10 protein-coding genes are annotated in these 14,249 nt (G+C 37.5%); 3 read left to right on the forward strand and 7 right to left on the reverse strand.

Annotation, left to right across the window (positions count from 1 at the left end):
• Nucleotides 1-82 precede the first annotated feature (82 nt).
• Both QUE72_RS00290 and QUE72_RS00295 read left to right on the forward strand, forming a co-directional pair.
• Nucleotides 83-1,924: a M61 family metallopeptidase gene (locus QUE72_RS00290; RefSeq protein WP_286270814.1), complete on the forward strand. Its 1,842-nt coding sequence runs from the start codon at nt 83-85 to the stop codon at nt 1,922-1,924.
• Nucleotides 1,925-1,993: 69 nt separating this feature from the next.
• Nucleotides 1,994-2,422 carry a hypothetical protein gene (locus QUE72_RS00295; RefSeq protein ID WP_286270815.1) on the forward strand — a complete coding sequence of 143 codons (429 nt, stop codon included), beginning with the start codon at nt 1,994-1,996 and terminating at the stop codon, nt 2,420-2,422.
• 114 nt (nt 2,423-2,536) lie between these two features.
• Here the strand turns inward: QUE72_RS00295 and QUE72_RS00300 are convergent, their stop codons facing one another.
• The 4 genes from QUE72_RS00300 to QUE72_RS00315 are packed head-to-tail and all read right to left on the reverse strand — an operon-like array spanning nt 2,537 to nt 9,307.
• Nucleotides 2,537-4,972, reverse strand: coding sequence for an ABC transporter permease (locus QUE72_RS00300; RefSeq protein WP_286270816.1), 2,436 nt, complete (start codon nt 4,970-4,972; stop codon nt 2,537-2,539).
• A gap of 2 nt (nt 4,973-4,974) precedes the next feature.
• A complete protein-coding gene (locus QUE72_RS00305; protein WP_286270818.1) occupies nt 4,975-7,377 on the reverse strand; it encodes an ABC transporter permease in 2,403 nt (800 codons plus the stop codon).
• 28 nt (nt 7,378-7,405) lie between these two features.
• Complete coding sequence (locus QUE72_RS00310; protein ID WP_074497257.1) at nt 7,406-8,107, reverse strand: ABC transporter ATP-binding protein; 702 nt, start codon at nt 8,105-8,107, stop codon at nt 7,406-7,408.
• A gap of 9 nt (nt 8,108-8,116) precedes the next feature.
• Nucleotides 8,117-9,307 (reverse strand): efflux RND transporter periplasmic adaptor subunit, encoded by a 1,191-nt coding sequence (locus QUE72_RS00315; protein WP_286270819.1) that lies wholly within the window; start codon nt 9,305-9,307, stop codon nt 8,117-8,119.
• A gap of 577 nt (nt 9,308-9,884) precedes the next feature.
• Here QUE72_RS00315 and QUE72_RS00320 point away from each other — a divergent pair.
• Nucleotides 9,885-10,553: a cytochrome b/b6 domain-containing protein gene (locus tag QUE72_RS00320; protein WP_286270821.1), complete on the forward strand. Its 669-nt coding sequence runs from the start codon at nt 9,885-9,887 to the stop codon at nt 10,551-10,553.
• A 209-nt stretch (nt 10,554-10,762) separates the two neighbouring features.
• Here the strand turns inward: QUE72_RS00320 and QUE72_RS00325 are convergent, their stop codons facing one another.
• From QUE72_RS00325 to QUE72_RS00335, 3 genes are all read right to left on the reverse strand, one after another.
• Entirely contained in the window at nt 10,763-11,233 is a 471-nt protein-coding gene (locus QUE72_RS00325; RefSeq protein ID WP_286270824.1) for a c-type cytochrome, read from the reverse strand.
• Nucleotides 11,234-11,578: 345 nt separating this feature from the next.
• On the reverse strand, nt 11,579-12,832 hold the full coding sequence (locus tag QUE72_RS00330) for a sensor histidine kinase (protein WP_286270826.1): 1,254 nt from the start codon (nt 12,830-12,832) through the stop codon (nt 11,579-11,581).
• A 1-nt stretch (nt 12,833) separates the two neighbouring features.
• The gene (locus QUE72_RS00335) at nt 12,834-14,174 is read right to left on the reverse strand and encodes a sigma-54-dependent transcriptional regulator (protein ID WP_286270827.1); all 1,341 of its coding nucleotides are present in this window, start codon (nt 14,172-14,174) and stop codon (nt 12,834-12,836) included.
• Nucleotides 14,175-14,249 lie beyond the last annotated feature (75 nt).

Here is a 14,249-nt window from a genome sequence, read left to right on the forward strand (position 1 = left end):
TACAATCCTAACGACCCGTCATTACAAATGCTTAAGATTATATATTTGTGATAACAGAGAAAAATAACTAATGGAACAAATCATGAAAAAGTTTTTAATGCTTAGTTTGGCAATGTTTACTCACACATGCTTTGCTAATGGTGAAACCTTCTATCAAGTGTCATTTGACAATGCCGTACACCATGAAGCGCAAATTAGCGCGACATTTACCGAGGTTGAAAATCAAGTCTTAGAAGTGCAAATGAGTCGTGCGTCACCTGGACGATACGCAATGCATGAATTTATTAAAAATGTGTATAACGTCTCTGCAGTGAATAGTGTTGGACAACCATTAAATATTAAACGTGTTAATCCGTATCAATGGAATATAGAAGGCCATGATGGCGAGGTAACGTTAACTTATACATTATTTGGTGATAGAGCAGACGGCACATATTCTCAAATCGATAGAACGCATGCTCACCTGAATATGCCAGCTACTTTTGTGTGGGCTACAGGCCATGAAGACCGTGCAATCAATTTAGAATTTACGCCGTTTAATCCTCGATGGAAAGTAGCAACACAATTGCCAAAAGGTAAGGGTAGTTATGCGTTTACTGCACCCAATTTAGCTTATTTTCTTGATAGCCCAGTAGAGTTGAGCGATCATCAGGTACGTTCTTGGCAAGTAGAGTCAAACGGCGAGAGTCAAACAATTCACTTAGCGGTTCATCACAATGGTACAGATGAAGATCTTGATAAATTTGCCAATATGGCAAAAGCGGTTGTCGCTGAACAAATAAAAGTATTTGGTGAGTTACCAACATTTGATTACGGCGAATACACCTTTATTGCTTGTTACCTACCACACGCAAAAGGTGACGGTATGGAACATAGAAATTCTACCATACTCACTAATGCTACTTCGTTAGATGAAGCTGAGTTTAGCCAGTTAGGCACCTTGTCTCATGAGTTTTTTCATGCATGGAATGTTGAACGTATTCGTCCCGCAGAACTTGAGCCTTTTAACTTCATTGGTGCAAACATGACATCAAACCTATGGCTTGCTGAAGGCTTTACGACATACTACGACAAATTATTGATAAAGCGCGCTAATGAGTGGGATGAAGAGAAATTTTTGACGCACTTAAGTAGTATAGTGAATCAAGCATATTATCAGCGTGGACGTTTATATTTGTCACCTGAAGGTGCAAGTCAAATGGCAACATTTGTAGATGCTGGCGTATCCGTAGATCGTACCAATTACAGTAATAATTACTTTAGTTATTATACATACGGTAGAGCTATGGGGTTAGCGTTAGATCTTATGATTCGTACGTCGTTTCCTGGCAAGTCACTAGATGATTATATGAAACAATTATGGAATGACTTTGGTAAAACAGAAACGCCATATACCCGTGATGATGCCCGCTTAACCTTAGGTAAAGTAACGGGTGATCAGCAATTTGCTGATACGTTTTTTGCGGAGCATATATATGGTCGCACTAAAGTCGATTTTTCTGCATTATTATCAGCGGCTGGCTTAACCATCGAGCAAAAAGATGATGAGAGTGCATTTCTAGGTAAAGTTAACTTTAATTTCGTAGGTAAAGATGCCATGGTAAGTAATACCATGTTAGTTAACTCTCCGTTATATCAAGCGGGCGTAGAATATGGCGATCAAATCGTAAAATTAGGCCGTAGAACGATTCGTTCACAAAAACTTTGGCATAAAGCACTCGCGCAATTTAAACCTGGAGATACTACCACCATTGAATATATTCAACGTGGTGAAACAGTGAAAAAATCGATCACGTTTATTGCTGATCCAGCGGTTAAAGTGTCTGTACAAGATGATGATATCACCGATCAACAAGCAGAATTTAAAGCCGCTTGGCTAGGTGAAGACAAAAAGGATGAACAAGTAGCAGAGGCTGGTATTTAGTTTTTTACTGTTCAGGATGATAATTAAAAAGGCTCAGGTAGAGCCTTTTTTAGTAAAAAGGTAAACAAGGTGTATACACAAAAGCAAATCGAACATTTAACCGCTGAGCTACGCTCAAGGTTGGGTGACAATATTATATGGAAATATGAAGATCGTTATAGGGTAATGTTGAGCGAATTTGCGCAAAACAAATCTGATGATGTGTTTGAGAGGCTTGAGCCCATATTCCCGTTTCAATGGGATCATAAAGCGGCGAAAAAACTACCTAATGTGTTAAAGAATGAATTAAAAGATTTGGCTCGCATTGGAAAAAAACAAAAACTATTGTTAACTCCAAAGAATGAGAATTCACCTGCGATAGTTGCATTTTGGTGGCCATGGGGTCATGGAGGCACCTATTCTCTAAGGCTAAAAGTCTTAGAATACAATATCTCAGTTGACGAAATAAATGAAAAGCAAAGCGGACTATTCGATCGACTATTCTCTTGGTTGAGTTGATGACATATCAATGTGGCGCAGAAGATAAGCTTATGGAAAAACGTATAAAGATATATTCGTCACCACATTGAGAGTTTTTTTGTACCTTCTCTGTCATCTTGAGAAGGTACACTGCTATTCTTCTGTCGCTCTAAGGCATTTAATCACAGGATTTGCAACATATTGCCTGATGGGTAAGTAACACCCTATAAGCGTAACACTAACCACTATAACCAGTGTGACAGACAACCAAATAATTGCACTAGCATTAATGAGATCATTGAGTTGTTCATCAAACATGAAAAACAAGCAGGAACTTGTAAATACACTGCCAATTAGGCCACAGAATAAAGCCTTCAGGTTTTCTTTAAACATCATTGATAATATATCAGAACCTTTGGCGCCTATCGCCAAACGTGTACCAATTTCATGACGTCGAAGTTGGCTTGAGTAACTTAAAATGCCATATAGACCTATTATTGCTAAAAAAAGCGTCAGTATTGTTAAACAGCCTGTGACCGCGATGGTTGTATACTGCATAAATAACAAACGGTGCTTATCATCATCAAACGGTTTAATTTCTCGAATGGTGTAGTGAATGGATACAGACTCTACCACGCTAAGCAAATCCGCCTTTTTAAGCGGGGTAGATACTATTGACTTCAACATGATATTGGCGCGCTTTCTGCTATCGGGAACGTATGCCCTAGGAGGGACATCAAGATCGTTTGGCAGCTGCAAATCTTGTACAACACCAATAACGTTATAATCACGCCCCCAAAAGCGAACTTTTTTGTTTATCACCGTCTCTGTTGACGCAAGTAAATGGGCCATTTTTTCATTGATCACCATCACAAATTCACCATCTAAAACTTGTTGTTCGGTAAAGTTTTCACCCGTGATAAACGTTTGACTAAGCATGGGAAAATACCCGTCATCAATTAATTTTACTTCTGGCGTAAATTGCGTATTTTGCTCTGGATCGAATATTGGGTAGTTACCAAACCATATTAATGGTGATAACGAAATTGTCGATTGAGCAATTTCTGGGTGTTGATTTAACGCACGATTGATTTGGATTAAATCATTGCGAAGTGTTTCCGTTGGCGTCTCTGTAGGGTTTTTCTCCATTAACCTTAATTGCCATAGGTTATCTACTGATATCCCCATTGGTTGATTAATTGTCTTATATGCCTGATTAAACATAGCAAGATTAATAAAAATTAATGTGGCGGCAATGGTGATTTGAATAGCAATTAAACTTGATCTAACGGATGCTTTAATTTGTATTCCACTACCTTTACCACTTTGGTTCAAAGCATTGTTAAGCCGATGATATGGTACCAGTTGTCGACATACTAGGGTAAAAATCGTATTGAGCAACACTAGTACGCAGGTGCTAAATGCTAATGAAAACCAAGATAAAGACAGCTCTTCAGCTCTAGGTAACACTGAGGTTAGATGTTGTTGTAGAAGATAGAAACCCAAATAGGCAAAAGCCAATACAAAAGGGAGCGCAATCAATAACAACATACCATATTCTATGAACAACAATGTAAACAGGTTAAACTTTTTAGCACCTATGGCGGCATGAATCGCTAAATTACGCTGTTGTTCAATTGTTCTCGACATAAACAAATTAGTGATGTTTGTCATTGCGATGAAAAAAATGCCTAAACAAGCAAAAAACACGTAATAAATAAGCTCTGATTGTCCTTGATAGATGGCATTACTCAGTTCAATGAGTTCGATGGATATCTGCCAATCTTGAAAACTTGGCTGATTAGCAAAAGTTTGTTGCCATAAATCACGCTGCTGATTATTCAATTGGTGTTTTAAGTTATTAACATTCTGATTTTCATGTAGTTTAAATAACGTGTGAACAGCGCCGTCTATTGAAGATAGCTCACCCCAGCCCATTTGTTCTGCCCAGTTAAAATCCCAAGCTAACCAAAGCTGTGTTTTTCGGCCAATACCTTTGATTTCTGGCTCAACAAAACTTGGCGACAACACTCCAATAATGGGATGAGAAATACCTCGGATATCAATGCTTTTTGATTGTATATTTGGATCGCTACCAAATTGCTCTTGCCAAAGTTGATAACTGAGAATAGCGCCAGGGGTAAAGCTCTCTATTTTTTGTTGATGGGAAAAATTACCGCCAACAATGAATGTTGCGCCTAATAAATCAAACCATTCATTGGTGACATAACCACTTTCAATGGTAACGGGCTCTGCCAATGAGGTGATAACATCGGTTATCAAGTAGCTAAGTGCTACGTTTTCATTCTCACCTTGGCTGTTATATAGTTGTTTTGCCGCCGGATAAGAAAATCCTTCACCGATAAAATCACCCTCTTGATTTACCATTGCTTGCTTAGCAAGATATAGTTTTTCCATTTCTGGGTAAGGTAAAGGTTTTATCAACATGAGATAAATTAGGGTGGTCGCACATAATAATGCGCCTAATGTGATCGCAATTGTTGCAACCACATTGGCACCAAACATCGGGTGTCTTGTTATCGATTGCCATGCTTGTTTCATGTGATATGTCATTGATGCAGCTATCACTATCATCCCACCCTAAGACTAAGTACTGCGGGGTGATTTATATACTTTTTCACCGGTAAGTAACTAGCGATTAGCACAATAGCGCTAACAATAATCAGGCTTATGAGGAAAGTCCATATAAGGTGTTGATTAATATATTCATTGAGTAGATTACTATAAATATAAAATCCCGCGCTTATGATGACCAAGTTGATAATTACACCTAAAATGAGTGGCTTGATGTTTTCACCACATACCAATTTTATGATATCACGTGCTTTAGCGCCTATCGCAATACGTGTACCTATTTCAAAACGTCGCATCTCGCTGTTATATTTTAAAATGCCATAAAGGCCAATTGAACATAATAGTAACGTGATAACGATAAGTGTTAAGGTCGTGATGGTTGTCGTTTTACTGGCAAATAAACGAGCATCTTTATAATGCTGAATTGGCTGATAACTAAAGATATTCAGCTGTGGGCTTATGTCAGACACTATTGCTAGAATGGCATCACGAGACAATATTTGATTTGGTTTAGTCTTTATTAATAAGATATTACGCGACGCTTGAGATAAAAAGTAGAACCTGGGCTCAGGTGCTTTTTGCCCTGGTACAATGATACTTTTTACAATACCTGAAACAAAAGATGAATTGTTGATTTTAAGCCCAATCACGTCACCGTCAGGCGCCATTTTATGCGCTAATAGATCATTTACTACGATGCCGCGCAGATCATTATTGCGATGTTTGTTCTGTACGTTTTCTCCAGTAATTAAGGGCTGGCCAACTAAAGCAAAATAATTTTCATCAATATCTTTAGCACGCTCGGAATATTTTCGTCCGGATTGTTGCTCGGTAAACGCTAAAGTGAAAAAGGCTGATGGTCGATGAGATTGGCTAACAGCTGCAACGCTAGGGTGTGCCTTAATTTTACGAATTAGGCTTTGCATTGTGTTTTCGCTCATTCCTTGATTAGCACTTGGTAAAGCCATGACCAATGAATGAATATTATCAGTTTGATACCCTAAAGGCTTCTTCATAACCTTGTAAGCATCGGTTAATAAAATACTATTAGCAAAAATAAGGAATATCGCGATAGTTATTTGGCTTGTGATCAATACGCTACGCATTTTTTTTGAAACTTGTACTTTGGTACCTTTACCGCTACTCCTTAGGTTGGTGATCAGCTGACGATAATTGGTAATACGTAAACTGAGCGCGATGAAGAATACGATGAGAATAATTAAAATAGCTAGCGCGGCACCAACAGAAAAAAAGTTTAAGCTTAATTCGGCAGCACGGGGTAAATAACTATCAAGATAAGTGCTAATAAAACTAAAACCCAATTCAGACACCATTAGGCTCAGTATTAACGCGATGGTCAGTAGAATAATTGCTTCAGCAACAACCATTGTAATAATGCCAGATGTTGGTGCTCCTACAGCAGCGTTTATAGCAAGGGTGTGCTGTTGTTGTACAGTACGTGCTAAATAAAGGTTTGCGATGTTTGCAATGGCGATAATCGCGAGTCCTAATGTACCTAATATTAATAAAAATAGCAGTTGCTCGTTATCTTGAATGAGCAGTTCGCTTAATGGAGATGTTTCGATATTAATTGACCAACCATCAAAAAAATTATGCTTTGATACATTTAATCGCCAATTATCATTAATTAACTGTGACAAACGCTGTGATGCTTGTATATGGTTCATGTTTTTCGGTAACTTTCCAACAAAGGTTAATGAACCGTCGTCGTTACCCCAACGAACCCTTTCTGAATCTGGCACAGAGTTGAAATCCCAGGGAACAAACATTGCAGATTTAACCCCTGGAGCGGCTAAATTGAGTTCATTGAAATCAGGTGCTAACACACCAATTACTTCAAACGATTTACCACCAAAACTAACACTGTAGCCAATGATATCTTCACGCGAACCAAACATATCTTGCCATGTTTGGTGGCTTAAAATAGCGACGGGATTATAGCTGTTTAGTTTTTCACTTTGTTCAAAACGGCGACCTAACTGCATTGGCGCAGCAAAAATGTCGAACCATTCGGGTGTTACATAGGATATTTCTACAAATGGCTTAGATGGTTCTGACGTTACTATTTTAGCGTCGAGGTATTGCATGGCAACTTCAGAAAAAATGCCATGATTTTCATATAAATGCATTAAGTTTGGATAAGTAAATGCCCGGCCATCTATTTTTTGTTCATTATTGATAAGCTGATGTTCAACATAGGCTAATTGCTGCTGATCTGGGTATGGTAACGGTTTGTATAACATGACAAAAGCTAACGTGAGTGCACAAATTAATGCACCTAAGGTTAACGCCAATGTGGAAATAACAGCAAAGCCATAGCTTTTATTATGTTTAAGATTTTTAAGTGCTAAAGTCAGGTGAAATAGAAATAATTTCATCACAGAACCCTTGTTTTGTTAGTTTCAATTAAATAGAGGCTTTTGTTACAGGGGCGTGTAAGACCTTACCGTCAAGCAGTTGTACTTTAATTTTTGCCATATCTGCATATCTTGGATCATGCGTCACCATACAAATAGTGGTACCTTGATTGTTCAGTTCTTCAAGTAAGTCCATGACTTGATCTCCGGCTTTTGAATCAAGGTTTCCGGTTGGCTCATCGACTAATAAAATGCTTGGATTGGCGATTAAAGCACGGGCGATGGCAACACGTTGTTGCTGACCACCTGACAATTGGTTCGGTTTATGGCTAATTCGATGTGATAGGCCAACTTGTTCTAAGCGTGCGACTACACGTTTTTCTATCTCTTTACTGCTAAATTTCTGGCTGTGATAGCGTAATGGCAAAGCGACGTTGTCAAAAACACTTAATTCATCGATCAAATTAAATGATTGAAATATGAAACCAATTTTTTCGTTTCTCATCGTTGCAGCTTGATTAAGTGTTAACGAGGTCGCATCTTGACCCTCAATAAAGTACTGACCTTTCGTTGCAAAATCTAAAAGCCCCATAATGGATAACAAGGTTGACTTACCACACCCCGAAGGTCCAGAAATTGATACGTATTCTCCTTGATGTATCGTTAAGCTAATGCCTGATAAAGCGTGCGTTTCTAATTCTTCAGTTTCAAATATTTTCGTTATTTGCTCTAATTTTAATATTTCGTTCATGTGGGGTCCTTAATTTAATGCAATTTCTGAGGCTTGGTAGTTGGTTAAATCAGTTAATATAAAGCTGTCGCCAGGTACTGCACCTTTTATAATGGCAACGTAGCGTGACGTTTTTTGACCAAAGGTAATTTCAACGCGTGTTGCCTTGTTGTTACCTTTTTCTAATCGATACATGGCTTGTTGGCTTTTAGCCTGAATATTGGCTGGTCGTTCGATATAAGCGACATTTGATAAAGTATCAGTAATGATTTCAGCATCAACGTTTTGTTCTGGGCGCATGTTGTTATCAAGAGGTTGAGTAAATGTGACATCAATCAAAACTGAGTTATCTTGGACTATCGGGTCAATGCGCGATACTTTGCCTAATAAGATAGATTGACGTGTATCTATTTCTACTTGTTGGCCTATGCGTATTGCGTTAGCTTGTGATTGTGGGATTTGAATTTCTGCAATTAAATCACTAGTGCTGCCAATTAACGCTATTTCTTGCCCTGGATTAATACTTTGACCAAGGCTTACCGGTAGCCTCTGCAAAATTCCATCAAATTTTGCGACAACATGTAATGCATCTAAGCGATCTTGAGCATTCTTGACCGTATTTAATTGCTGGTTGATGCGCTCTTGTTGAATCAGCAAAGCTTCCTGATGTACATCTTGCAAATGTTTTAAGCTTTGATTAGCTAGGGTAATTGTTGTTTTTAATTGTTTTTCATTCAGCTGAGATTCTCGAAATTTAAGGCCAGAAACGATACCTTGTTTAAAAAGTTTTTCTTCAGCTTTCCTTTTTAAACTAGCAGATTCGAGTTTTGCAGAGTATTCGGAAATTTTTGACTGTTCAGCAATTACCTCTCTTTGTTGGTTAAGCGCTAATTGTCGAGAGTTAGCTTGTAAACTAACAAGTTGTTGTTGCGCGCTAGAAAGTTGATAGCCAAGTTCAGGGTTTTCAAGTTTCACAATCAAGCTACCTTTCTCTACGACGGCACCAGGTTTTAATACGATTTGTTTCACCGTTGCTCGAGTTAACGAAGTGATTAACTCTTGTTTATGAGAAATGAGTTTGCCATAACCATCCACTGTCACTCTTAATTCACCTTGAGTAACTTGGCCGATCACTAAATCTTTTTTGTTTAAAGTAACTTGATTTACATTTTGTTTAATTAAATACATTGATAACAAGCCAAGTAAAACGATTATAGCCATGGCTATTCGTTTTACTGATTTGTTGTTAAAAGACTTTTGTTTTACAACATCCATAATATAACTATAAAAAAATTGAATCACGACGTTATATTGCGAAAACCGTGCCAGTCAAAATATTCATAAAATCAGGGGCTATAAGCCATGTTGTTCGAATTGTTAAGACAAAAAGTTCGAAATCGGACGACTTAATTTCAAAATCAGACTGATTTATAATATTGCTCTTTCGCATTTTTAACTGCACTATGATTTATACCAATTCGCATAAAGATTAAGTCAGTTCAGAGCGATGTCAGAGGTGGGAGAATAAGCGAAACGTGTGCAGGTATAGTTGTTCTACATCAAACACGTTTTGCGCAATTATCGCGCCTCTAACACGCTCCCAAAGGGCGAGTTTAAACGCTTCATAGCCTGTGTTGTTGATTTTGAAAAGGACGCTACAAGGATGTAGCTTATTAGAGAACGCAGGAGCACGTTCTCCTGCTCTGCAATCAACGCCGTGCCTCTAAAGTGTTTAATTCTCGCTGAATGACCGAATATTTATGCGAATTGGTATTAGTGAATGTTAATGAGGATAGATATGAAGCAATATTTAATTTGGGATTTACCCATTCGACTTTTTCATTGGTTGCTAGTGGGCACTTTATTAGCCCTATGGTATACATCTGAGAATGGTTTAATCGAAAATCACATCAAGTGCGGTTACTTTGCGCTTAGTCTGATTGTGTTTAGAATTGTTTGGGGGGTTGTCGGAACACGACATGCTAAATTTACTGCGTTTTTTCCAACACCATCTCGATTAAAGAAATTCCTGATAGATAAGCGAGAGCCACCTGGCCATAATCCACTAGGTGCTTTAATGATCATCCTAATGTTAGTGCTGATTGGATTACAGGCTACTTCGGGTTTGTTTATAGATGATGACATTTTTTCCTCGGGTCCTTATTACGGTGTATTAAGTAGTGAACTAGAAAAAATCATGAATACTATTCACCATAACGGCTTTGATTTTATTTTGATTGCTTCAGCAATACATATTGCAGCTATAGCCTATTATCGAGTGGTAAAAAAGCGTGATTTAATCAAGCCGATGTTAACAGGTAAGAAGCCAGATAATGATGTCAACGAAAAAGACGGAATCGCACACTCTAAAATTATTACTTTTATCGTTGCCGCTACAGCCGTTGGTTTTTTTATTTATTGGCTTGTGGTGTTAAATGCGCCGGTAATAGAAGAGTTTTATTATTAGGGCTTGTTGATTTTTCTGTGGTGTTTCATGATTTATCGGAGTCCCCTTTATTACATACGTTCAACTTGTACAATCACCAAATTAAATGCTGAAAAAGTATACTAAAAACATTAACACGCGCTAAGATATTCTTGAAAAGAACATTCTCGAGTGTTATCAGACCATCTAACCTATGTATGCATTAGGTTAGATGGTAATTGATGGTGTGATTAATCCATTTTGAAGTTATCGTGACAACCACCACAGCTTTTTCCTACACCGCTAATGGCTTTCTTGATAGCAGCTTCATTACCTGACGCTGAAACTGTTATTAGCTGCGCTGAATTTTTGGTTAATTTTTCAATCGCTTTTTCAAAACCTGCTCGGTCTTGCCATACCTTATCTAAAGCTTCCGTTGTTACATCAAAACCAGATGTATCTAGGCTAGTATGATCGTTAATCATTAATGATAATTGATTAATCCTAGTGGCATGTTTTTCTACGGCAGCTGCGTCAAATGCAATTTTTCCTTTAGCCATTGCCCCTAGTGGAGACATATTGGCGCCCAATAACTTAAATACGGCTTGTCGTGTTTCGGCCGCGCGACTTGCTTGTTTTTCAGATTTAGCTACCTGTGCATTTACCGATAAAACAGATAAAGTTAATGCACTTGTTACTGCTATTTTTGTCATTAGTTTCATGATATGCCCTTACGCATGAATGTATTTATTTACCCCTCTATCTTAACGATTTACGACGATATGCCTAGTCTTTTCATCTTAACGGATCTGCTATTTGGCGAAAAGTAAATTTTTATAAGTCGTTATAAATGTTGATTTTATATAAAATCATAATGAAAGTTTTACTTGTGAAACTTTAACTGAATAGTGTTTTACGCTAATTGAATCTCTGTTTGTTGGAAAAAGCAACAGTGTTGAATTGGTGGGGTAATGAAAAATAGTGTTATAATTCATCTAGTTGTTTTTAAACGGTTCGAAATCGAACTTTTTTATCCCATAATCGAACTTGTTTTCTTATAGCTTACGTTACTTTTTAACAGGCAGAATAATCATTACAGTAACACCTTTATTTGTATTATTGTACAATTCTATGATGCCATCATGCTGTTCAATAATATTTCTACAAAAACTTAAACCGATCCCCTGGCCATCAGGTTTAGTTGTGTAAAGCGGCACGAATAAATTATCTAAATTGTTAAAGCCATGACCATCATCTGTTACTTCTATGATGATATGTAGATCAACTTCTTCAATGTTAATATTGACTGTTGAAGCATTTGCTTCAAATGCGTTCTTAGTTAAATTAATAAGCACTTGTTCAAAAAAGCTAATGTCGACCCAAATCGTTGTTAATGAGCTCTGTAAAGAAACATTCTTGCCCTCGAAAAATTTATGTAAAAGGTTAGTAAGGTAATCAATACTTACATCATTTCTTTTAAGCTCTATTTGTTTAGAAATTGTAGAGTAACGGTCAACAAAACTTTGTAAATGTGCACAGCGATCGGTAATAACAGATAATATTTGTTTATCCCTATCAACCAATGCTTTTTCGGCGAGGGTTTCTGCCATTGATGAAACCGGCGTTAGTGAATTTCTGATTTCGTGACTTAACACACGTATGATTTGTTGCCACGCTTTAAGTTGGTTTTCACGCAGTGCTGTTTCGATGTCGATAAAAACAAGTAATAAATATTGTTCTTCGTTGTCGATAAATTCACTGTGTTTAATTTGCCACTTAGATACTGCTTTATTGAATACCCAATGATTTCCTTTGAAGCTTAAATCAAGTAGTTCAGGAGTGGCGAGTCGTTGCATTTGCCAAGGTTGGTCGTATAGTTGATGAAAAGCTTCATTGGCAAAGGTTAATTGTTGCTTTTGATTAAACACTAAAATAGGTGAGGTTAATTCAGAGATTAACTTATAAACTAAAAAAATATGTTGATCATAGCGTGATTTATTTGCTTGAAGTGTGGTGCTCAATTGGCTGAGTTGTTGATGAAAATCTTTTACTTTACCTTCAGGAAAGGGAGATTTTGCAAATTGATTAAAGTCTTCTTGTTTGATGGCGTCAAGGTGTAAACCAGCTCGGTTATATGATCGAAACACTTGAAACTTAATCGTGACCATTAATAAGGCGATAAAAAGTATATAACAGAAAAGTGCTATGGCATGCCAATGCCATAGCACTTCAAGTTTATTAAGGTAAAGCCAAATAAAAATTGCCCCTGGTAATGCAAGCAAAACAATACGTAAGGTCAGAAAGTTTTCTAGTGAACGCATATTAATTTAACCCGTATTTTTCAATGCGGCGATACATTGATGATTTAGTTAACCCTATTAATACAGCGGCTTTTGGTATATTACCGTCAGTTTGCGAAAGCGCTTTATTTATGAGGGAAATTTCAGCTTCTTTTAAGGTCATTAACGGAAGATCTATTGAAGGGGCGCTTGCGGTTAAACGTAATTCGGTATCATCTATCACGCCGGTTTTATTTAATAAAACCGCGCGTTCTATTAAGTGACTTAATTCACGCAAATTACCAGGCCAATGATAACCAACCAATGCATTCTCGGCGGAAGTTGAAAGTTCACAATGTGGCTTTTTATATTTTTGACAGAAGTTGGCAATATAATATCGGCTAAGTGGCACAATATCGATATTTCTTTCCTTAAGTGATGGAACACGCAATTCAATAGTGTTTAAACGGTAATATAAATCTTCACGGAATTTTTCTTGTTGAATAAGAACTGAAAATTCAGCATTGGTAGCACTAATGATTCGGCATTTAGCAAACTTAGTTTTGCTACTGCCTAACACTTCATATTCCCCTGATTCTAATACTCGCAATATTTTGGCTTGTTGTTCTATTGGAGTGTTAGCTATTTCATCAAGGAAAAGCGTGCTGTTTTCAGCTAATTCAAATCGACCTAAACGGTTAGCTTTAGCATCAGTAAACGCACCTTTAATGTGACCAAACATTTCACTTTCAAATAAATTGGTTGAAATAGCGCCCATATTAACTGATACCATGGGCGCATCACGCTGCTCTGAATGATTGTGAATCCAAAGAGCGAGATCGCTTTTACCTGTGCCATTTTCACCGGTCAGTAAAATATTAGCATTGGTAGCAGCTACCGTTTCGAGTTCATCAAAAAGTTGTAACATACATGAAGACTGCCACTGATATTGGTGTTGTTGCTTGTCGTCACGTTGCTGTTTAAAGCCAGCGTTTTCTTTACTTAATATTTGCAATGATAGTTGTTGTTTGATGGCATTGAGTAGTTGCCGGTTTTTCCAAGGTTTGTCGATGAAATCTGTTGCACCTAATCGCATTGCTTGTACGACTAGATCAACATTGCTCCAGGCTGTCATGGCTATTACCGGTAATGCAATGTTGCTTTGTTGCATCCAATTTAAGAACTGTAAACCTTCATCGCCAGAGGTTGTGTCTAAATTGAAATTCATGTCGAGCAAAATTAAGGCGATATCGTACTCTTTTAACAGTACTTGTGCCTGTTGTGGGCTGTCGGCCTCTCTTACTGAATAGCCATGTTGCTCTAGAAGTACAACAAGACTTAATCGGATATCAGCTCTATCATCTACAACTAAAATTTCTACCATGAGTCACCTAAATATGTATCTGTTCAATGTCATCGATTTAACTACAGCAATTGTCGAGCCAGGTTGCGGCAATTG

The organism is Thalassotalea hakodatensis (genome assembly GCF_030295995.1).
Classification (GTDB): domain Bacteria; phylum Pseudomonadota; class Gammaproteobacteria; order Enterobacterales; family Alteromonadaceae; genus Thalassotalea_C; species Thalassotalea_C hakodatensis.

What these genes read in the sequence shown, in the direction of transcription:
- QUE72_RS00330 (WP_286270826.1), bottom strand. Translation starts at nt 12,832, where the DNA reads ATGCGTTCACTAGAAAACTTTCTGACCTTACGTATTGTTTTGCTTGCA.
- QUE72_RS00325 (WP_286270824.1), bottom strand. Translation starts at nt 11,233, where the DNA reads ATGAAACTAATGACAAAAATAGCAGTAACAAGTGCATTAACTTTATCT.
- QUE72_RS00315 (WP_286270819.1), bottom strand. Translation starts at nt 9,307, where the DNA reads ATGGCTATAATCGTTTTACTTGGCTTGTTATCAATGTATTTAATTAAA.
- QUE72_RS00310 (WP_074497257.1), bottom strand. Translation starts at nt 8,107, where the DNA reads ATGAACGAAATATTAAAATTAGAGCAAATAACGAAAATATTTGAAACT.
- QUE72_RS00335 (WP_286270827.1), bottom strand. Translation starts at nt 14,174, where the DNA reads ATGGTAGAAATTTTAGTTGTAGATGATAGAGCTGATATCCGATTAAGT.
- QUE72_RS00305 (WP_286270818.1), bottom strand. Translation starts at nt 7,377, where the DNA reads ATGAAATTATTTCTATTTCACCTGACTTTAGCACTTAAAAATCTTAAA.
- QUE72_RS00320 (WP_286270821.1), top strand. Translation starts at nt 9,885, where the DNA reads ATGAAGCAATATTTAATTTGGGATTTACCCATTCGACTTTTTCATTGG.
- QUE72_RS00290 (WP_286270814.1), top strand. Translation starts at nt 83, where the DNA reads ATGAAAAAGTTTTTAATGCTTAGTTTGGCAATGTTTACTCACACATGC.